General features: G+C 45.4%; 15 protein-coding genes. 11 read left to right on the top strand and 4 right to left on the bottom strand.

Annotated features, from left to right (window positions below; genetic code table 11):
- Positions 1–28: 28 nt before the first annotated feature.
- The gene (gene katG / locus ACMH5P_RS07680) at positions 29–2338 is read right to left on the bottom strand and encodes a catalase/peroxidase HPI (protein WP_459493763.1); all 2310 of its coding nucleotides are present in this window, start codon (positions 2336–2338) and stop codon (positions 29–31) included.
- A gap of 93 nt (positions 2339–2431) precedes the next feature.
- On the opposite strand from katG, the gene ACMH5P_RS07675 reads away from it, so the two are divergent.
- The 9 genes from ACMH5P_RS07675 (at position 2432) to ACMH5P_RS07635 (ending at position 11701) form a co-directional block, all read left to right on the top strand.
- Entirely contained in the window at positions 2432–3331 is a 900-nt protein-coding gene (locus tag ACMH5P_RS07675) for a LysR family transcriptional regulator (protein ID WP_459493762.1), read from the top strand.
- Positions 3332–3384: 53 nt separating this feature from the next.
- On the top strand, positions 3385–5043 hold the full coding sequence (locus ACMH5P_RS07670; protein WP_459493761.1) for a sulfatase family protein: 1659 nt from the start codon (positions 3385–3387) through the stop codon (positions 5041–5043).
- A 78-nt stretch (positions 5044–5121) separates the two neighbouring features.
- On the top strand, positions 5122–5745 hold the full coding sequence (locus tag ACMH5P_RS07665) for a hypothetical protein (RefSeq protein WP_459493759.1): 624 nt from the start codon (positions 5122–5124) through the stop codon (positions 5743–5745).
- On the top strand, positions 5723–6040 hold the full coding sequence (locus ACMH5P_RS07660; protein WP_459493758.1) for a winged helix-turn-helix domain-containing protein: 318 nt from the start codon (positions 5723–5725) through the stop codon (positions 6038–6040). The genes ACMH5P_RS07665 and ACMH5P_RS07660 overlap by 23 nt, the downstream gene beginning before the upstream one ends.
- Before the next feature lie 3 nt (positions 6041–6043).
- Entirely contained in the window at positions 6044–7282 is a 1239-nt protein-coding gene (locus ACMH5P_RS07655; RefSeq protein ID WP_459493757.1) for a hypothetical protein, read from the top strand.
- 153 nt (positions 7283–7435) lie between these two features.
- Entirely contained in the window at positions 7436–8350 is a 915-nt protein-coding gene (locus tag ACMH5P_RS07650) for a TolB family protein (protein WP_459493756.1), read from the top strand.
- A gap of 26 nt (positions 8351–8376) precedes the next feature.
- The gene (locus ACMH5P_RS07645) at positions 8377–9777 is read left to right on the top strand and encodes a Gfo/Idh/MocA family protein (RefSeq protein WP_459493755.1); all 1401 of its coding nucleotides are present in this window, start codon (positions 8377–8379) and stop codon (positions 9775–9777) included.
- A gap of 73 nt (positions 9778–9850) precedes the next feature.
- Positions 9851–10924, top strand: a complete 1074-nt coding sequence (locus tag ACMH5P_RS07640) for a bile acid:sodium symporter family protein (RefSeq protein WP_459493754.1) — start codon at positions 9851–9853, stop codon at positions 10922–10924.
- 15 nt (positions 10925–10939) lie between these two features.
- The gene (locus tag ACMH5P_RS07635) at positions 10940–11701 is read left to right on the top strand and encodes a sterol desaturase family protein (RefSeq protein WP_459493753.1); all 762 of its coding nucleotides are present in this window, start codon (positions 10940–10942) and stop codon (positions 11699–11701) included.
- Between the two features lie 44 nt (positions 11702–11745).
- Here ACMH5P_RS07635 and ACMH5P_RS07630 read toward each other — a convergent pair whose 3' ends face one another.
- Entirely contained in the window at positions 11746–14352 is a 2607-nt protein-coding gene (locus ACMH5P_RS07630; RefSeq protein ID WP_459493752.1) for a TonB-dependent receptor, read from the bottom strand.
- 194 nt (positions 14353–14546) lie between these two features.
- Positions 14547–15743: a multidrug effflux MFS transporter gene (locus ACMH5P_RS07625; RefSeq protein WP_459493750.1), complete on the bottom strand. Its 1197-nt coding sequence runs from the start codon at positions 15741–15743 to the stop codon at positions 14547–14549.
- A gap of 181 nt (positions 15744–15924) precedes the next feature.
- On the opposite strand from ACMH5P_RS07625, the gene ACMH5P_RS07620 reads away from it, so the two are divergent.
- On the top strand, positions 15925–18663 hold the full coding sequence (locus ACMH5P_RS07620) for a DUF7133 domain-containing protein (RefSeq protein WP_459493749.1): 2739 nt from the start codon (positions 15925–15927) through the stop codon (positions 18661–18663).
- A gap of 11 nt (positions 18664–18674) precedes the next feature.
- Entirely contained in the window at positions 18675–20315 is a 1641-nt protein-coding gene (locus ACMH5P_RS07615; RefSeq protein WP_459493747.1) for a carboxylesterase/lipase family protein, read from the top strand.
- 37 nt (positions 20316–20352) lie between these two features.
- Here the strand turns inward: ACMH5P_RS07615 and ACMH5P_RS07610 are convergent, their stop codons facing one another.
- Positions 20353–21120 carry a hypothetical protein gene (locus tag ACMH5P_RS07610; protein ID WP_459493746.1) on the bottom strand — a complete coding sequence of 256 codons (768 nt, stop codon included), beginning with the start codon at positions 21118–21120 and terminating at the stop codon, positions 20353–20355.
- Positions 21121–21141 lie beyond the last annotated feature (21 nt).

Here is a 21141-nt window from a genome sequence, read left to right as displayed (position 1 = left end):
GCTGGCTTTTTTCAAACCTCAAACAACCCTATTTAAATGTTACATCGAAACGGTCTAGGTTCATCACTTTAGTCCATGCTGCGACGAAATCTTTTACAAACTTGGTTTGTGCATCCTTCGTTGCATAGACTTCCGCTAATGCACGGAGTTCTGAATTCGAACCGAAAATCAAATCGGCACGTGTCGCTGTTGCAACCACTTCACCTTTTTCATTTTTACCTACATATTGTTCCTTCGCTTCGTCTGTTGGCTTCCAGGTAGTTCCCATCTCCAACAAGTTCACAAAGAAGTCATTGGTCAAGGCATCTTTCTTCGTGGTAAACACACCGTGTTTCGAACCATTGTAATTTGTATTCAACACACGCATTCCACCGGTCAATACGGTCATTTCTGGCGCAGTTAATGTCAACAATTGGGCTTTATCTACGAAGATTTCCTCTGTTGAAATCGTGTAGCGCGCCTTTGTATAGTTACGGAAACCATCGCCCATGGGTTCCAATAGGTTGAATGATGCTACATCTGTTTGCTCTTGGGAAGCATCCATACGACCTGGGGTAAATGGAACCGTTGTTTTCACACCCGCATTCGCTGCTGCTTTTTCAACGGCAGCTGAACCACCTAACACGATTAAATCCGCGATTGAGATTTTCTTCTTACCTGATTTTGCATTGAACTCCTGTTGGATTTTCTCCAAAACCGCCAATACTTTCTCTAATTGCTTTGGATTATTAACTTCCCAATTGCGCTGTGGTAATAGACGGATACGCGCACCATTCGCACCACCGCGGCGATCTGAGTGACGGTAAGTCGAAGCCGAAGCCCAAGCCGTCGAAACTAATTCGCTGATTGATAAACCAGAGTTTAAAATGGTCGTTTTCAAAGCTGCTACGTCTTGCGCGTTCACTACTTCGTGATTCAATGCAGGAATTGGGTCTTGCCAAATTAATTGCTCTTTCGGTACTTCAGGTCCTAAATACGTCGAGCTCGGACCCATGTCGCGGTGCGTTAATTTAAACCATGCTTTGGCAAAAGCCTTCGCATACAATTCTGGATTATCCAAGAAGCTACGAGAAATCTTCTCGTAAATCGGATCAGCGCGCAAGGCGATGTCCGTTGTCAACATGGTCGGTTTGTGGAAGGTATTTTTGTCAAAGGCATCTGGGATAATGTTTGCGCTATTTTTTGCAATCCATTGATTTGCTCCCGCTGGGCTCTTCTCCAATGTCCACTCATTGTTAAATAATAAGTGTAGGTATCCGATACCCCATTGCGTAGGCGTCGATGTCCAAGTTACCTCTAAACCTGATGTAATCGCATCTTTTCCTTTTCCAGATTTGTAGGTGCTCTTCCAGCCTAAACCTTGTTCTTCAATACCTGCTGCCTCTGGATCTGGACCTACGTTCGTCGCCGGACCTGCGCCATGTGTTTTACCGAAAGTGTGACCACCTGCTATTAAGGCTACAGTCTCCTCATCGTTCATTCCCATGCGACCGAATGTCTCACGGATATCTTTCGCTGATGCAACCGGATCTGGCACACCATTAGGTCCTTCTGGGTTTACATAGATCAAGCCCATTTGAACAGCTGCTAATGGAGTTTCTAATTTGCGATCACCTGAGTAACGGTTTTTATCGTCTAACCATTTCTTCTCAGAACCCCAATACACGTTTTCTTCTGGCTCCCAAACGTCTGTACGTCCACCTGCAAAACCAAAGGTTTTAAAGCCCATTTGCTCAAGCGATACGTTTCCTGTTAAGACCATTAAATCAGCCCAAGAAATCTTATCGCCGTATTTTTGTTTGATGGGCCACAACAAACGACGTGCCTTATCCAGATTTGTATTATCTGGCCATGAATTTAATGGGGAGAAGCGCTGTTGGCCTGCGCGCGCACCGCCACGCCCATCCCCTGAACGATAGGTTCCTGCACTATGCCAAGCCATACGGATAAACAAGGGACCGTAATTACCAAAGTCGGCAGGCCACCAGTCCTGTGATTTTGTTAATACAGCCGCGATGTCTTTTTTCAACGCAAAATAGTCAAGGCTCTTAAATGCCTTAATGTAGTTGAAGTCGGGCCCCATCGGATTCGACTTTTCAGAGTTTTGACGAAGGATGCCTACATTCAATTGGCTAGGCCACCAATCTTTATTTGTCGTGGCATTTCGCATTCCTGTATGAGGATTGATGCCAGCGTGAGGGTTTGCACCCGCTGCTGCATGTGGGTTGGCACCAGCGGCATGCGGATTCGCTCCAGCCGCTGCATGCGGATTTGCGTATTCTTGCGCTTGAACTGCTGTAGCTGCAAAAATCGCACTGATGAGAAGTAGTTTTTTCATGATTCTTGATTTTTAGTGGGCTGAATTTAGGAGCAAAATTTTTATAGAGAAAACTGAAATTTTCTATATTTGTCATAGACAAAATCTATATCGATGAATATACAGCAATTAGAATATATATTGGCAGTTGACCAATTTAAAAGCTTCTCCAAAGCAGCTGATTATTGTCATGTTACGCAGGCCACCTTAAGTGCGATGGTCAAAAAGCTCGAAGAACAGCTTGATATCGTCATTTTTGACCGCAAGGCAAATCCGATTGCGACGACGGAAAATGGGCGGGAAATTTTGATTCATGCCCAACAGGTCGTTGGCCATGCGAATGCTTTGCTCGATGCATCGAAATCGATTCAACATAAACTGGAGGGTCGTGTGAAGATCGGGGTTATCCCGACCATCGCGAGTTCGGTTTTGTCGATTATCATTAAGCCATTAATGGCCAAATACCCACAGGTTGTTTTTGAGATTCAGGAACAAACGACGGCACATTTAAAGCGGAGTTTGCGCGAGGGAAAATTGGACATAGGAATTTTGAGCACGCCGATTGCGAGTTCGGATTTGGAAACGCAGCTATTGTATTCGGAAGAATTGGTTTTGTACGGCCAACTAAAATCGGGGGCTAATCAATTACCCAAATCCGAACTAAAAAATCAACGTATTTTCTTGTTGCAGGAAGGCCACTGTTTGCGCGATCAAGTGATTCAATTGTGTGAGTTGAAGAAGAATCCGGCCTTGCCCACAAATCTGAATTTTGAGTCGAATACCTTTGATACACTATTGAATTTGGTCGATGATTTTCAGGGCATGACCGTGCTCCCTAAATTGTATGTATCTCAATTGTCGGAATCCCGGAAAGGGCATGTGATTACACTTAGCGACGGCAAATTGGAACGGGAAGTCAGTCTTTGCTTTTACCGCCCTTATGCCAAATGGAACGTGATCAAGCATTTGTCGGCCGAAATCAAGCTGCTTGTCCTGCCTCATCTAGGTAGTTAAGATTGTGTTTGTAGAAATAATTTAAGTACTTTATCCCATCTGTTAAACCGACTATGAAAAAGTATCTTACTTTAGGCCTCATTGGCCTTACTGTTAATCTATTCGCACAAAGTCCGAAGCGACCCAACATCATCTTTATCATGTCGGACGATCATGCCTATCAAGCCATCTCGGCCTATGATCAGCGCTTGATTTCAACACCCAACATTGACCGTATAGCCAAAGCTGGGATACTGTTTACGAATGCTTCTGTCACCAATTCCATCTGCGCGCCGAGTCGGGCGACCATTTTAACCGGCAAGCATTCGCACCTGAATGGGAAGGTGGATAATCACTTTAAGTTCGATACAACCAACATCACCTTTCCGCAAATTCTACAGGCGAATGGCTACCAAACGGCTATGTTTGGAAAGCTACATTTTGGTAATAGTCCGAAGGGATTTGATCAGTTTAAAATCTTGCCCGACCAAGGGAATTATTATAACCCGGATTTTATCACAAAAAACAACGGGAACATCCAAGTCAAAGGCTATGTGACGGATATCATTACGGACATGACCTTGGATTGGTTAAAGCAGGAGCGATCGCAGGATAAACCCTTTATGTTGATGTATTTACATAAGGCTCCTCATCGTTCTTGGTTGATGGCTGAGCGGCATTTGGAGGAGATGACCCAAAAAAGCTATCCTGAACCGAAGACTTTGTTTGATGATTATGCGGGACGAACGGCACCGGCCAAGGAGGCGGAGATGAATATTTTGACAAGTATGAGTTGGTCCGGCGATAACAAGATTTACCCAGCCGTCATGGATTCCTTGAAGATTCCGGAAATCGGTTTTGATAAGCAACGGTTCAAGGCGGAAATGGGCCGATTGGACCCCAATCAAAAGGCGAATTTTGAAAAAGTATACGACCAGATCAATGCGGAGTTCAAGAAGGCCTATCCAAGTATGACGGATCAGGATAAGATGCGCTGGAAATTTCAGCGCTACATGCAGGATTACCTCGGGACGATTCGGGCAGTGGATGAGAATGTAGGCCGTCTCCTTGATTACCTGGAAGCGAATCATTTGATGGAAAATACGATTATCGTTTATACTTCAGATCAGGGATTTTACCTGGGGGAGCACGGCTGGTTCGACAAGCGTTTTATCTATGATGAATCTTTTAAGACTCCTTTGATGGTTTCTTGGCCGGGTAAAATCAAGCCAGGCCAAAAGTCGGACGCCCTAGTCCAAAACCTCGACTTTGCGCAAACCTTTTTGGATGCGGCGGGTGTGCCGGCACCGAAGGATATGCAAGGCCAAAGCCTTATCCCGCTGATGCTTGGTAAAAGCTGGAACCGCGACGCGGTATATTACCATTATTATGAATACCCTGCGGAGCACATGGTGAATCGGCACTATGCCATCGTGACGAAGAAATATAAGTTGATTCATTATTATTTTTCTACCGATACGTGGGAGTTGATCGATCGCGAAAAGGATCCTCTGGAATTAAAAAACGTCTATGACGATCCTGCTTATGCATCCATTCGCAAGACTTTACATAAGCAGTTGAACGCCTTGCGATCAAAGTACAAGGACAGCCAAACGATAAGCGATGGCTACATCGATCGTTTTTTAAATGATGCTTCTGAGGGGAAGGTTTTTGGCGTACCGAAGGCCAAAGCTGCCGAAATGCGCACCAAACGCATGAAATCAAAAAATTAATAATCTGGAAATTTAAAGGGTATACGCTTGTATTTCTCTTTTTCTATTTTAACTTTGCAACACAAAGTACTTTTTATTATGGAAAAACACGAAGAGCAATTAAAGGCTATACAAGAGATGCGGAACTTGATGGATCAGGCATCTCGATTTAAATCGATTAGTGGATTGGCGGGAATTTTGGCAGGAATTTTATCTTTTAGCAGCGTCGCTTTGGCCCATGGACTAACAGGAATTTCGCCTTTTGAGGCCCATGCCTTGGATCGCATTTGGCAAAGCGAAAACCAATACACCATTGCGATGATCTTTTTGGGATTATTCATCCTTTGTATTTCAATTGGAGTTTACCTATCTAAGCGTAATGCACGTCAGGCTGGCAAAATTGCATGGGCTAATGCCGCGAAAAGGCTTACTTGGAGTTTGGCCATTCCCGTTTTGGCTGGGGGCATTTTTGCGCTACTCTTAATTCGTATGGGTTTGGTGGAGTTGGCGGCACCCGTGACGCTCTTGTTTTATGGAATGGGCCTATTGAGTTCGAGTAAATATACGCTTGATGCCGTACGAACGGTTGGGCTATTGTTTATGCTTTTAGGCCTTATCGCCACAATCTTTTTGGAATATGGTTTATTGATTTGGACGGCTGGTTTCGGTTTGGTTCATGTAGCCTATGGTTTCATCATTTATGTCCATAACGAACGTGTCTAATTTCATCGAAAATTTAAATAAGGCATTTGAGAGTCGGGTCCGACTGGGCATGATGTCCTTGTTGGTGGTGCAAGAGGAGCTCGATTTTGCGAGCATGAAGGAGTCTTTGCAACTCAGCGACGGCAATTTGGCGAGCCACATGCAGGCCCTAGAAAAATTGGGCTATGTGGAGGTCCGAAAGCAATTTGTCGGCCGAAAACCGAACACCCAATATGCCACAACTGAGGCGGGTAGGCAGGCATTTGCTCAGCACCTCGCCAGTTTAGAAAAATTGATCAAACAAATGCAATCTTAAGTCATGAAAAATCAAATCAAAGAAAATTTACTTCATCCAGAAAAGCTGGAAAAGCTATATCGAGGTGAAACTGCTCAGTTCAAACAAGCTTTTCAGGAATTATATCCAGAAATCCAGTCGGAGATTGTTGCTCAAGTATGGAAAGAACGTTTAGGAGGGTCTTCCGAATCAGCATCTTGGGGGACTAAAAGGGATTGGATCTTATTAGCCTTTTTGGCGGGTCTCGCGGGGATGTTCATGCAATTGCCCGATTGGCTTTCGATTTCGCATGATTTTTATTATCCGCGAAATTTGTCCTTTTTTGTTATCCCGAGTATCGGAATCTTTTTTGCGAGTAGGCAAGCCTTTAGCTGGGCGAAATTTGGGCTTCCGATTGGTGCACTTCTTTTTTCGGTTTTGTATCTCAATTTTCTGCCGGAACCCATGAGCGACACGCTTGTGTTGACCTGTATTCATGTGCCTATCTTGTTGTGGATTTTGGTGGGGAGCCTATATCCATCGGGCTCGGATTTATCGACCAGTCGGATAGCATTCTTACGTTTTCATGGAGATCTTCTGGTGATGTCCGCTGTCATTTTATTAGCCGGTGGTCTGTTTTCGGCCTTGACTGTTAATCTATTTAGCTTGATCGATATGCCGATTGAGAAGTTTTATACACGATATGTTATCCTTTCGGCTTTGCCTTCTGTACCCTTATTGGCCACTTTTTTAGTCACCGAAAACCCCAATTTAGTCAATAAAATATCCCCTGTTATTGCGCGGATATTTACGCCCATCGTTGCCCTTATGCTCCTGTTGTTTTTGGGAGCCATTATCTTCACGGGCAAAGACCCATATAATGATCGTGATTTTTTGTTGGTCTTCAATGGCGTGCTGATCGGTGTGATGGCCTTGCTACTTTTCTCGACGAGTGAAACGACGAAATTTTCGAATCGAGGGATACAATCCTATTTTTTATTGGCCTTGGCTGTTTTGGCATTTATCGATAATGCAGTGGCACTCTCTGCGATCTCGTTTCGATTAGTTGAGTATGGTTTTACGCCAAATCGCCTGGCTGTGTTAGGGAGTAATGCGCTCATTCTAGTAAATCTTTTTGGGGTTTGTCGGCAGTTATTCCGCTCGGTGCGTGAGCAGGCAGACCTACAAGACGTGGAGGCAAGCATGACGCGCTTCTTGCCGATTTATGCTATTTGGGCGGCTTTGGTTAGTTTTATTTTTCCCTTCGTTTTTTCTTTTCAATAAACTGATTTTGATTATCAGTTTTCTTTTGACTGTTTAGCGCCACATCCACTACCTTTGGCAAACCTGAGTAAGGATTGCCAAAGGTAAAGAGGGGAAAGGCAGGATAGGATTGTATTGGGTTTATGAGTAAACTTACGATATACTAAACCTACCATGAAAAAGATCCTATTCCTGGCCCTAATAGCCAGCTCGCTTTCGGCGCAAGTACCTGCGGGCAAAAAAGTCATTAGTTCCCTGTACATCTATGACCTCGCGTCCGGCAAATCCGAAAAGATTTTGGAAGAGAAACGACACTTCGAGGCGCCCAATTGGTCGCGCGACGGGAAGTTTTTGTTGATCAATGCCTACGGTAAACTCGAGAAGATTAGCCCGAACGGCGAGAAACTGGGGGAGTTAAATACGGGAACGGTGCAGAAGGCCAACAATGATCATGGCTATAGCTTTGATGGGAAAACGCTCTATATTTCCAGCGCAAAGGCTGAAATTAAGGAGCATACCTCTTTTATTTATAAGGTAGACTCTGAAGGAGGTATACCCCTTCAATTAACACCTTCAACTCCATCTTATTGGCATGGCGTATCGCCCGATGGCAAGACCATGGTGTATTGTGCTGCACGAAATGGTAATTATGACGTTTACGCGATGTCCACCAACGGTGGTGAAGAAATTAGATTGACCAGTACGGATGGTTTAGATGACGGCCCCGAGTATTCCCCAGACGGGAAATACATTTACATCAACTCGTATCGCTCGGGTATGATGCAGATTTGGCGGATGAAGCCCGATGGGTCGGAACCGGAGCAGATGACTTTTGACCATTATTCCAATTGGTTCGCGCACATTGCCCCCAACAATAAAGTGGCTACGGTCATTACGTATATGGAGGATCAGGTGCAGGCGCATCCTTTTGGCCGACAAATCAAATTGCGCTTATTGGATTTGAAGACGAAGCAAATCAAGGATTTGACGGAGGCCTTTTATGGGGGGCAAGGTACGATCAACGTTCCTTCTTGGAGTCCCGATGGAAAAAAGTTTGCCTATGTGCGATATGCTTTAGAAGATTTGTAAATTAGAACCCGAAAAAATAACCGACTATGAAAAATAACAGTTCCGCATCCCGCAGACGATTCCTGCAACAAATTGGTGCAACGAGTATGGTGGCCGCTTCGGCGCCGCTTCAATCTTTTGCCGCGAAGCAAAAAGCGGAAGAGCGTATTTTGCAATACGAAAAACCGATTTCGGTCGGGGATAAAATCCGTTTAGGAGTTATTGGTTTTGGTGTCCAAGGGCACTTTGATTTGGCCTCTGCCTTGAAAGTTCCGGGTGTCGAACTAGCCGGGATTTGCGACCTATACTCGGGGCGTATTGAAAATGCCAAAGAACTTTACGGCAAGGATTTATATACCACACGTAATTATAAAGAATTATTAGACCGTCCAGATATCGATGCGGTGATTATCGCAACGCATGATGTTTGGCATGCGCGCATTACGATTGACGCACTTGCTAAAGGCAAGCACGTCTACGTGGAAAAACCGATGGTTTACAAAATCGATGAAGGCTATCGCGTCATTCAAGCGCAGAAAAAATACAACAAGGTTTTGCAGGTAGGCTCCCAGCGGGTTAGTAGCATCGGTTTGGCGAAGGCCAAAGAGATGTTGGCCAATGGCGAAATTGGTAAGTTAAATATGGTGAATGCGGTCTATGATCGTCAGAGTTCGATTGGGGCTTGGGAGTATACGATTCCGAAAGATGCGGATGCATCAACTTGCGATTGGAATCGTTTCATCGAAGCCACAGCGAAGATGGAATTCGATGCGAAGAAGTTTTTCTGGTGGCGTGCGTTTAAAGAAGTGGGAACCGGTGTAGCCGGAGATTTATTTATTCACTTGTTGAGCGGTACGCATTTTATGACCAACTCAAATGGTCCAGAAACCATTTTCTCCACGGGCCAATTCAGTCACTGGAAAGATGGTCGGAACTTGCCGGATGTGATGTCGGGCGTTATGCAATATGCGGATACACCTGAACATCCAGCTTTCCAATTGACCTTACAGGTGAACTTTGTTTCGGGAACGGGTGGACAGGAAGTAATTCGTTTAATCGGTTCAGAAGGGGTGATGGATGTGAAGGGAAATACGATTTCCGTAAAGCATAGCATTATGCCGGAGGCACCGGGTTTTGGCGGATATGATTCGGTATTTACCTTCTCGAAGAGCATGCAGGATGAGATGACAAAGGAGTACAATGCGAAGTGGACTGAAGCACAACGTAAGCGTCCAATCAAGGAGGATGTGATATTCAGAGCACCTGCAGGATATGATGAGCACGTGGATCACTTCACGAATTTCTTTGATGCGATTCGTACGGGTAAAAAAGTGGTAGAGGATGCCACGTTCGGATTCCGCGCGGCGGCACCGGCTTTGGCATGTAATGAAAGTTATTTCAGCAAGAAAATCATTCAGTGGGATCCGCTGAATATGAAATTAAAATAAAAAAAGGCGCCTATTTAGGCGTCTTTTTTTTGAGAATTAAATTCCTATTTTTGGGAATTACAAAATCCCTACCATGAAACAAATCTTGTGTCAAGCCTGTCTGGGCTTGGGCCTCTTGGCGCTTTTGGGCTCAGTTATTTGCTTTTTCTTGGGGATTTCAGGAGCTGCGCTTTGCCTGATGGCGGGCTTCATATTCGTGGCCTTGGGATTTCAGGGTTATCCGATATTGAAAGGCTTTTCGTATACGCTGTTCATTTTTGCGGCGTCGACCTACGCTTTGACCTACCCGGAAAATTTGGTTTCGTACCAGGGGATTCCATTGAAGAAATTGGTGACACCGCTCCTGGTGCTGACGATGTTTGGCATGGGAATCCACATGAATTTGACGCGATTTGTGGAGATTGTTAAATTCCCCAAACCTATTTTGGCTGGGATCTTTTGCCATTATTTAATTATGCCGGGGATTGGGATTGCGCTGGCGATGCTGACCGACTTGCCTCCTGAAATTGCAGCGGGAATTATCTTAGTGGGTTGTTCGCCCAGCGGGGTGGCTTCGAATGTCATGGCCTATATCTCCGGGGGAAATTTGGCTTTGTCGGTGACGGTCACTGCGATTTCTACCATACTCGCTCCCTTAGTGACCCCATTGTTGATGAAATTATTAGCGAACCAATTGGTCCCGATCAATTTCTGGGACATGTTTTGGCACATCATGGAGATCGTGATTTTTCCGGTATTAGCGGGTTTGGTGTACAATAAATATGTTTATGGGAAGCAGAAATGGTTGGATGAATTATTGCCGATACTATCCATGGCCTCCATTATATTTATCGTTGCCTTGACCGTTTCGGCCGGACATGATACCTTACTTTCGATCGGCTGGTTATTGATTTTAATCGTGTTGGTACATAATCTATTGGGCTATTTTTTCGGCTATCGAATTAGTAAATGGATGGGAATTAACGAGCAGGATTCGCGGACGATTGCCTTTGAGGTAGGCTTGCAGAATGCGGGCTTGGCTACGGGCATTGCCTCCAAAATGGGCATGATGGCGACGATGGGTTTAGTGCCGGGAATCTTTGGTTCGATGCAAAATATAACGGCTTCCATTTTAGCCAATTGGTGGGGTAGAAAGAAAAAATTTTAATTGTACATTTGGCGCATGAATTTTTCGATCGATAAGTTTCTGGAGTTGTTTAGTAAGGTGGGAAGTCGCTATTTTCTATTAGCGGGGTTCACTTTTCTTATTTGCTACGTGATTCTTAAACCACGGATTTCCAAATATAAAATTCAGGCAGCCTTTCCGGGTTCAAAGGATCTTTGGCGGGAAGTCATTTATTCCTTTTCAAGTATGGTGATTTTTGCGGTCATCGTGACAGCCGTTGTTTTCAATCCGGTGGTGCGACCGCATACAACACTGTATCTGGATATCCAAGATTATGGGATGGCATATTATCTTCTAGCCTTCCCGATTATGTTTGTCATTCACGACACTTATTTTTATTGGATTCATCGCATCATGCATCATCCGTCCCTATTCAAATGGTTTCATTTGGTGCATCATCAATCGACGAACCCATCACCTTGGGCTGCTTATGCCTTCCATCCTTTGGAAGCCATATTGGAAAACGGGATTATCCTGATTTTTTACTTCAGCATTCCCATGCATGTGACGCATGTACCTATTTTCTTCTTGTTTTCGATTATTTACAATATCTATGGGCACCTGGGTTGGGAACTATATCCCAAAGGATTCAGTCGGACCGCCATCGGACGCTGGGTAAACACCTCGGTCGCGCACAACCAGCACCACAAATATTTCAAGGGGAACTATGGCTTATACCTGCTCTTCTGGGACCGTGTTATGGGAACTTTGCGCGAGGATTATGATCAAGCTTTTGATTCTGTAAAAAGTAAGGCATAAAAAAACGGCCCAATGAGCCGTTTTAATTCAATCTAAAATACTTTTTACTGCATTTGTTGCATGTCTACATTGCTATTGTTATTCCGTTTCATTTGACTCATATCAAACTTTCCGAAACGGATGGATAGCGTTAATCGAACCTGTTGCGGATTCGAAATCCGATAACTCGTTTGGGTAAATCCTTCCCCAAATGAAACGCGCGTATTGCCACGTGTTTTCAGGATGTCATTAAACGCAAGTGTCAAAGAGGCCATGTCGTTTTTCAAGAAGCTTTTCTTGATTGCGATATCGATACCGTAATAGGGTTCCACATATCCCTGCGAAGAACTCTGCGACTGCATGCCCGGAGGCCCCATCTGTCCTTGGCCTTGGCTAACCGGCATATTGGTTTTGCCTTGGTAGTCGGCCGAAAGCTGAATCACCCATTTCTTCGGTAACATGAAATTATTATTCACCTTTCCAAAAGCCGTCCACATTCCGTCTGCCACCGCACCCGAGCTTTCGATGTTGCTCACGTTGATTTTGGAATTGTACACGTTGAAGTTGGCCGTGAAATCCCACCAATTCTGGAACTTGTTGGTATACGTAAATTCCGCTCCGTAGTTGGTGCTTGAGTTCGCATTCACGAAGGTGTTAATCAAATCCAACTTCCCGCTGATCGGGTTGATTTCTTGACTAAAAAAGCGCGTAATTAAGTTATCGGTGTATTTGTAATAAGCCGAGAACAAAAACGTCGCAGAGCCTTGTGATTTACTATAGGATAGCTCCCCCGATGTCGTAAATTCAGGCACCAAATCCGCATTTCCACGCGTGATATTTAAGCTATCGCTGTAATCCACAAAGGGAATCAACTGAAAGAAATTCGGGCGATTCACGCGGCGCGTCACGCTTAATTGCAATTGATCCGTTTTCGATAAATCTTTCTTCAAGAAGATCGATGGGAAAAGACTCAAGGGGTACTTGTTGCTGAATTTTTGATTCGTGGTCAACAACTCGCCCGCGTAATCCGAGCTTTCTCCGCGCAATCCAATTTTATACGAGAAAGCGGGTGTTTTCCCTGAAATCGAGAAGTAGGCCGCATAAACATTGTTCGTGCTGGCATAATTGATGGATGCCGACGGAATCGGTTTGTAAATGTCCGAGCCTACAGCCTTCAGGGTGTTGTCGTTTTTGTTCGCCAACTCATTGATCTGTGCACGAAGACCCATTTCAATCGTCCCCTCGTTTTTAATTGGCTTCACATAATCCGTTTGAATGGTGATAAACTTGTTATTCCCTTCCCCTGCATTTTTTTGAATCTGCGAGCCTGTGATGGCATTGTTATTCAGGTAGTTGGTCGTAATCAAGGCCTCATTTTTATTCGTTCCTCCAAAGAAGTTCATGTCCATTGTTAGCTCCTCGCCAGCTTTTGGAAAGGTATGTTTGAAGCCCAATTGGAAACCTTGGGGTCTAAATTCACGAAGGCTCTCCGTATACCGCGTACTGAATGATTTTACACCGTTAAGGGTGCTAGCTATTTGAAGGGTCTCTTTCGGTTTAAATTGGCCACCACCCCCAAAGAAGGCCCCAAGGCTAATCGTCGAACGATTTGAAATCGCATAATCAGCTGAGAAACGAGGGAATAACATAAAGCCTTTCGTCTTGCTATCCGAATTTTGGTAGATCGAAGAGGTATTGCCCCCGATCGTCGCTTGACGATCGCTGTATCCATTCGCTTCGTTGCGCTCGATGTTGTTTAAAAGCGTTGCGCTTAGGTTCCATTTATTTTGTTGGAAACTAAAATTACCCATTAAGTTCACACCGCCCCGACGGTTCGCACCGGTATTCACCATGCCATTGTACCCATTCTTTTTGTTCTTCTTTAGGACAATGTTAATGATACCCGCTACGCTACCGGAGGCATCGTATTTCGCGGATGGATTGGTTATAACCTCGACTTTGTCGATGATATCGGCAGGGATTTGGTCCATCGTAAGGCTAGTTGGCCGACCGTCTATAAAGAGCGTTGGATTCGCATTACGAACTTTCACATTGCCGTCGATGTCCACTTGAACCGAGGGAATGTTTCGCATGACGTCGATGGCGGTTCCACCTGTTGTCACGAGGTTTTGACTTACGTTGAAGGATTTTTTATCGATGTCCATTTCGACCAAAGCTTTGGTTCCTGTTACGACAACGGCATCCAATTCTTTGGAATCATTTACGAGTTTGATATTTCCTAAATCTTTCTCGAAAGCGGCTAACATTTTTGCCATCGTTTCGGGATCGGGCGCTTGGCCGGGTTTCATGCCACCCATCGGAGGCATCGCGAAAGCTACCGGAGCTTCGTAGGAAGTAAAGCCTACGAAACTGATTTTGATTTTCAACTTAACGTTGATCGGAATTTCTTTGAAATTAAAGTCGCCATTCAATTCGGCTTGTTGGGCCTTTACCAAAATGTCTTTCGGTTTCTTGGTCGTGGGATCAATGGTCGTTTTCAGTAAAACCACGGAGGCAAACTCGACCGGCTTACCTTCTTCGTCCACGACTTTACCGTAGACATGCCCACGATTCATGTCGGGCATCTTAGCGCCAGCCGGAGCGCCGGGAACCTGTGCGAATGCGAAAAATGCGCTAATCGAAACAAGTGTAGTCAGAATGAATTTTTTCATTAGGCGGATTGAATTTATTGTATCGCGAAGATACATTGCTTAGTTTTTACTCGTTTAATTTTTCTGCTCAAGGGTAGAATGTATAGATGAATGGGGGGAATGTTGAGTATAGTCACTAGTCGCTAGTCACTAGCCCATTTAATAGTTTAGATGATCCATCACAATTTTACATGGGTACGTAGATAGCTTAGTGACTAGCGACTGGTCACAATCCCCTTCCCCACCACAAACAAAATCGTATTCGCAAGCGCTGCACATCCGAAGATGATGATCGCCATCGTGAATGGGGTGCCGTCAAACATGAGTCCCACTAAGACCGAACAAACCGCTCCCCAAGCCATTTGAATAGAGCCAAGCATAGCGGACGCCGTACCTGCTCCGCGGTGAAAGGGACGCAAAGCCAAGGTCGCCACATTCGGGAAGTTGAAACCCTGGCAACCCATAATCAAGAACAAAAGGAAGATGTTGAGTTCCATGGTCAATTGGTTAGTTTTGGCCAAAATGGACAACAACAAACCTAAAGACAATTGCGTCGGTAAGGTCACCCGTAAAATTTGTAGACTCGTATATTTCTTTAAAACCACCCGGTTTACCTGACTAGCTGATATGATTCCTGATGCCACGATGGCAAACAATAAGCCGAATTTCGATTCGCTAACTTTGTAATAAGTCAGAAATGTTAGCGGTGCTCCTCCCACGTAGGTGAAGATACTTCCCGCTCCGATGGCACCGGTAAATGCAAAGATCAAATATTCCTTCTCCTTGAATAAATCTCGGTAAGCTCGGGCAATGGTTGTAATCCGGAAGGGTCCGCGTTTTTCATGATTGATTTTTTCCGGTAACCACGATTTGATCAAAAAGATGATCAGCAATAGAATGCTAGCTAATACCAAAAAGATGGCTTTCCAGCCCGTAAGGGTCAATAATAAACTTCCCAACGAAGGGGCTAAAATCGGTGAAACGCCTAAAATCAAGATCATCGTAGACATTACTTTTGGTCGATCCTTTTCCTCAAAAGTTTCCCGAATTACGGCGTTTGGCGCCACCATTCCCACACTACCTCCTAAAGCTTGAAATAAACGAAACACGACCAATGCCTCCACGGAAGTAGAAAAGGCGCAGGCAATCGAGCTCAATACATACAGCGACAATCCAACGTACAATACGTTTTTTCGTCCGAAGTGATCTAATAAGGGTCCGCTGATTAATTGTCCCAGGCAGATTCCAAAAAAGAAACTGGATAAGGTATAGCCCATTTCTTCTTGGGAACATTGTAAAGCCGCAGCGATATTCTTGAAAGCGGGTAAATACATGTCGATCGACAAAGGTCCAATCGCAGATAATACACCGAGGACTAAAATGATTTTAGTCCGATTAATTTGTTGAGTCATTTAGAGCAGGTTAACAGTTTACAAAACTACCACCATTTCCCGGGGATTAAAAATACGCTTCCGTATTCAGGGATAAACCTAAACTTATCTCGAAATTTTTCAATTTCGTCTCTAAATAGTTGTAAATCAGGATATTCATTTGTTCTTTCATTCTGTTATTGCAATAACCTATTTAAACCTTATGAAACGTATCCTCTCATTGAGCCTCTTAGGGCTTGTTGTGTTTTTGGCCTTTGTTGCCGCCAAACCCCATTTACCCCATTCTTTTTTTCCTTTAGACTCGCTTAAATTACCTGCCGGAGTCGATCCCAATGACGAAAACTGGAAGGGTATCGACCTGGCACCGAAAGACCCTATTCAGCCTTTAACCGTTGAGGAAGAAGCCAAGCGTTTTCAATTGCCTCCGGGCTATAAAATTCAACCTGTTTTAACGGAACCGGCCATCGAACAACCTGCCGAAATCGTCTTCGACGGCAATGGTCGGATGTATGTGCTCGAGTTGCGATCGTATATGTTGGACGCCGACTCGAAAAACGAACTCGAACCCATCAGCCGCATCTCGCGCTGGGAGGATAAAAATAACGATGGGGTGTATGAGACGGGGACGACCTTTGTCGATAAGTTGATCTTCCCCCGTTTCGTCTTGCCTTATGGAAAAGATGCAGTTTTGACCATGGAATCGGATGCGGATAACATCTATAAATACACAGATACCAACGGCGATGGCAAGGCCGATAAAAAGGAATTGTTCACGACCAAATATGGCCGATCGGGGAATGTGGAGCACCAACAAGCCTTCTTGTTTTACGGGATGGACAACTGGCTTTACAGTACGGTGAACGCCTTCCGTATACGTGAAACGCCGAATGGGATTATCCGTGAAAAGACTGGCGCGAACCGGGCACAGTGGGGAATCACACAAGATGACAATGGTAAATTATGGTTCCAAGGTGGGGCCTCTGGTGTGCCATCCTATTTTCAGTTCCCAATTCAATACGGGAATTTTGAGGTACCGAATGAATTAGCCAAAGGCTTCGAGGTGCCTTGGGGTGCGGCGGTGAAAGTTGCCGATATGCAAGGGGGCATGGATGAAATCCGTCAGCCGGATGGTTCGCTAAATCGCGTGACCGGCTCCGCGGGAAATGATATTTACCGGGGTGACCGTTTGCCTGCTTCGTTGCGGGGCCAACTCTTTTACGGGGAACCCGTGGCACGTATCGTTCGCCAAATCAATCCCGAAGTGAAGGAAGGTTTGACGACCTTACACAATGTTTTCCAGGAACAAAAATCTGAATTTTTAAAATCGACCGACCCGCTTTTTAGACCGGTGGACATGGCGACGGCACCGGATGGATCGATGTACATTGTGGATATGTACCATGGCATCATCCAAGAAGGCCAATGGACGCCGAAAGGCTCTTACTTGCGTACGAAAATCGATCAATACCGCTTGGATAAAGTGGTGGGTCTCGGACGTATTTGGCGAATTACCTACGATGGCATGGAACGGGACAAGAAGCAAGCGAAGATGTATGAGGAGAAATCTGCGTCACTGGTGGCTTACTTGAATCATCCGAATGGCTGGTGGCAGGATATGGCCCAACAGGTTTTAGTGCTGCGCAAAGATAAATCTGTGGTTCCGGCTTTGACGCAAATGGCTTTGAAGGGTTCTACCGTGAATGGACGAATTCATGCGCTTTGGACCTTGGAAGGTTTGGGGGCATTGAAGGCACAAACCGTTCAAAGTTTATTGGCTGATGCAAATCCGCGTTTGCGCATTCAAGCTTTGAAAGCATCCGAGACTTTGTACAAGGCAGGGGATAAATCTTTCGCGGCAAGCTACCAGAAAGCGATGTTGGACGCCGACCCCGAGGTTGCCATGCAGGCCATTTTCTCAGCTAAATTTTTGAAGATGCCAGATTTGGAAACGCATGTGAAAGCGAGTTTGGTGAAGCATCCTAGTGGTGGTGTGAAGCTCGTAGGTGAGCAAACCATTACGCCTCCGAAACCGAGAACGAATGGGCCATTTAATGCAATGGAATTGAGCAAGGACCAAAAGGAAATTTTAGCGCGCGGGGAACTTGTCTTTGCCGAGTTATGCTCGCAATGTCATGGAAATGATGGCATGGGGAAATCCATGGGCAATAATAAATTACTAGCGCCTGCATTGGCTGGAAGTTTCCGCATTCAGTCGCATCCGGAATATGCTGTGCGTGTTTTATTGCACGGCTTAGATGGAACGGTTGATGGGAAGAATTATGCCGGTGGGATGATGCAACCTATGAAGGAGCAATCCGATCAATGGATTTCAGATGTGGTGTCGTATATCCGAAATGGATTGTCGAATGATGCGTCTTTCGTGACGCCTCAGCAAGTTGCGGCGATTCGCGCGAAGACCTCGAAGCAAGCTGGGATGTATAAATTCGATGCCTTGATGAAAGTGGTTCCGCAGGAATTTCCGGCGGATGCGGCTTGGAAATTTAGTGCAAGTAATACGGTCTCGACGCGTGTCGGCGGAAACGCATCCCCACGCAGCGCGACGAATTACGAGGGCTGGTCGACCGGCATCACGCAGGCAAAAGACATGTGGTATCAAATTGAGTTCCCCCAATTAATCAATCTTTCCGAATTCCACTTTACCTCGAATACAAACTTCAAGCGTCCGGCGAAACCGACACCCGGAGTGGCGCCAACCGTGATTGCGACCTACCCTCGTTTGCTACACATGGAGACCTCGGAAGATGGGTCAAATTGGAAAACGCATGTCGCGAATTGGAAAGGAAAAGAGGGCGACAATGTCATTAGTTTCGATCAGGTGAAAACGAAGTTTGTTCGTTTGAAGTTGGCCGATGGAATTAATAAAGAGGCGGACGATATCCCGTGGTCGATGCGCCAGTTAAAAATTTACGGATTAAAATAAAACCTATATCGATGAAATCAAATCGCAGAAATTTTATCCAGTCTTTGGGACTGGGGGCCGCTTCACTAAGCGTAGGAAAACAACGATCAACGAGCGCCACTGCCGCGAGTTCGGATGATCAAGTCCTTTTTGTGGGGGATGAGATCGCCGTAGCCAACACCGAATACGGCAAGGTACGCGGATTCATCTTACGTGGTATCAACCAGTTTTTGGGGATTCCTTATGGAGCGGATACGAGCGGAAAGAATCGCTTTATGCCCCCTCAAAAACCCGCGGCTTGGTCCGAAGTAAAACCCTGTGTTTGGTGGGGAAATACGGCTCCCCAAATCATGGAGAAGCGCTATGCGAATGCCTATGCTTCCTTTGTGGATCATTGGAATTACGACGATGTCTCGGAGGATTGTTTGCGCTTGAATGTTTGGACGCCGGCGATTGATTCGAAGAAAAGACCTGTGATTGTATGGTTGCACGGTGGTGGCTTCACGAACGGAAATGCGATTGAACAGGATGGTTACCATGGCGAGAACATTTCGCGTTTGGGGGATGTAGTTTTCGTGTCGATTAATCACCGTCTGGGACCCTTTGGCTATTCGCACTTAAAGGCTGCGGGCGGACATCCACATTCAGGGAATGTTGGCAACTTGGACATGGTCGCGGCATTGGAATGGGTGAAAAATAATATCGCGAATTTTGGTGGCGATGCGGCTAATGTGACGATCATCGGCCAGTCGGGCGGAGGCGCGAAAGTTACCACGCTGATGAACATGCCGGCTGCCAAAGGCCTATTCCACAAAGCAGTTGCTTTGAGTGGTACGTCCCTGGGTGGAGTGAATAAAGAATATGCGGAGAAACTGGGCGTTAAGGTAATGGAGGAGGCCGGATTGAAGCCGGGGGAAATCGAGAAATTGCAGCAAATTCCTTGGCGGGAATACATCGATATTACGACACGTGCCGTGGAGAAAATGGCGGATGAGGCGAAAAAAATGGGCATCGCACGGGGTGGATTTTCACCGGTGGCGGATGGCGTCACGATGAACGATAAGCCTTTTTTCAGTGACCCCAATCATTTCTCAGCAGACATTCCGTTGATCATTAATACAACCTTCCATGAGTTTAGCCCCTCACGTACGGATGCGAGTTTGGAGTCTATTAGTTTAGATAGCGTGGCAGAAAAAATCAGACCGCGCTTTGGAGACAAATCTGCTGAAATCGTGAACGCTTTTCATCAAAACTTCCCGAAAGCGAAACCGGTAGAATTATGGGCGATGATCAATTCGAACCGGAAGGGTGCGATTGCGGCAGCGGATGCTAAAGTATCTCAAGGAAAGGCTCCTGTATATGTTTCGTGGTTCGGTTGGCAGCCACCGCTTTTCGACGGGCGGATGCGTGCCTTCCATTGCGATGATATTTGCTTTTGGTTCTACAACACAGATTTGATGTTGACCCACACGGGTGGCGGAAAACGTCCTCGTGCTTTATCTACGAAAATGGCGAAGTCCTTCTTGAACTTTGTGCGAACCGGAAATCCCAATGGCGGAGGCTTACCGAATTGGAAGCCTTATTCAAAGGAAAATGGGGAGACGATGATACTGGATGACCAATGTTTGTTGGCCAATAACCCCGACGGCATCGCAAGAAAGGCCTTAGGATAGTTAGTGAAAAGCCCGGGATGAATGCCGGGCTTTTTTGTTATTTAAGCTTGAATATTTTGTTGAAGGCATAGGTTGCGGCGATGTTCCACACGGGGAGTTTGCCTCCAGTAATGTTGGTGTTTATCGGTTGATTGTAAAAATAGGAGAGTGTGACAGGGCTTTTTCTGTGCCCAAGAGTAACAGTTCCGTTCATATAGGAGCCCTCTTCCCCATTCGTAAACAGGTAGATTAACTGAGTGTTTAGCCCTGCTACAAACTCCTTCCCTAGTGGGATGTTGTTATATCCTCCTCGGATTGTTATCAGGTTGGTTGGCTTGGTTTTATTCTCGACGCTTCCGGCGCCAACTAAATAATAGAGACCCACATTGACATGTTGGTTAACACGAAAGTTTTGTGAAACTTCTGCCGCAAGGAATCGTTGAGCGCGTAGGATTTTTTCGTCGTTGCCATTAATAGTCACAGGGATGGTCTTGAAAATGATGGCCGGGTGAGCGCCAATGTTTAGCGAATACTTGGAGGTTTTAGCTACTTTGTAGCGGAACCAATAGATAAAGGACCAGGGTTTCCCTTCTAAGGAAACACGAAATTCGGGCTCAAAAGTGAGGCGACGGCCTACGGTGAAGTTGATAATGGTCGCGGGTTTACCCAAGGTAAATATGGGTACCACCGAAATACCATTGTTGGTCACTAAAGCCGTTGTGGCAAATTGCATTTCTTTTTGGGTGCTGTCGGCGCTTGTTTCCGCATAGCTGATTTGACTGAAAAGAAGGAAGCAAACAAAACCAATGATTTTTAATGAAGACATGAGACAGGTTAACGTTTATAT

This window comes from Aquirufa sp. 5-AUSEE-100C1, from assembly GCF_054558655.1.
The sequence above is the reverse complement of the archived record's forward strand: the minus strand, read 5'-3'. Positions and strand labels throughout refer to the sequence as shown.

What these genes read in the sequence shown, in the direction of transcription:
- ACMH5P_RS07665 (WP_459493759.1), top strand. Translation starts at nt 5,122, where the DNA reads ATGGAAAAACACGAAGAGCAATTAAAGGCTATACAAGAGATGCGGAAC.
- ACMH5P_RS07650 (WP_459493756.1), top strand. Translation starts at nt 7,436, where the DNA reads ATGAAAAAGATCCTATTCCTGGCCCTAATAGCCAGCTCGCTTTCGGCG.
- ACMH5P_RS07635 (WP_459493753.1), top strand. Translation starts at nt 10,940, where the DNA reads ATGAATTTTTCGATCGATAAGTTTCTGGAGTTGTTTAGTAAGGTGGGA.
- ACMH5P_RS07660 (WP_459493758.1), top strand. Translation starts at nt 5,723, where the DNA reads ATGTCCATAACGAACGTGTCTAATTTCATCGAAAATTTAAATAAGGCA.
- ACMH5P_RS07655 (WP_459493757.1), top strand. Translation starts at nt 6,044, where the DNA reads ATGAAAAATCAAATCAAAGAAAATTTACTTCATCCAGAAAAGCTGGAA.
- ACMH5P_RS07615 (WP_459493747.1), top strand. Translation starts at nt 18,675, where the DNA reads ATGAAATCAAATCGCAGAAATTTTATCCAGTCTTTGGGACTGGGGGCC.
- katG (WP_459493763.1), bottom strand. Translation starts at nt 2,338, where the DNA reads ATGAAAAAACTACTTCTCATCAGTGCGATTTTTGCAGCTACAGCAGTT.
- ACMH5P_RS07620 (WP_459493749.1), top strand. Translation starts at nt 15,925, where the DNA reads ATGAAACGTATCCTCTCATTGAGCCTCTTAGGGCTTGTTGTGTTTTTG.
- ACMH5P_RS07625 (WP_459493750.1), bottom strand. Translation starts at nt 15,743, where the DNA reads ATGACTCAACAAATTAATCGGACTAAAATCATTTTAGTCCTCGGTGTA.
- ACMH5P_RS07675 (WP_459493762.1), top strand. Translation starts at nt 2,432, where the DNA reads ATGAATATACAGCAATTAGAATATATATTGGCAGTTGACCAATTTAAA.
- ACMH5P_RS07610 (WP_459493746.1), bottom strand. Translation starts at nt 21,120, where the DNA reads ATGTCTTCATTAAAAATCATTGGTTTTGTTTGCTTCCTTCTTTTCAGT.
- ACMH5P_RS07670 (WP_459493761.1), top strand. Translation starts at nt 3,385, where the DNA reads ATGAAAAAGTATCTTACTTTAGGCCTCATTGGCCTTACTGTTAATCTA.
- ACMH5P_RS07645 (WP_459493755.1), top strand. Translation starts at nt 8,377, where the DNA reads ATGAAAAATAACAGTTCCGCATCCCGCAGACGATTCCTGCAACAAATT.
- ACMH5P_RS07640 (WP_459493754.1), top strand. Translation starts at nt 9,851, where the DNA reads ATGAAACAAATCTTGTGTCAAGCCTGTCTGGGCTTGGGCCTCTTGGCG.
- ACMH5P_RS07630 (WP_459493752.1), bottom strand. Translation starts at nt 14,352, where the DNA reads ATGAAAAAATTCATTCTGACTACACTTGTTTCGATTAGCGCATTTTTC.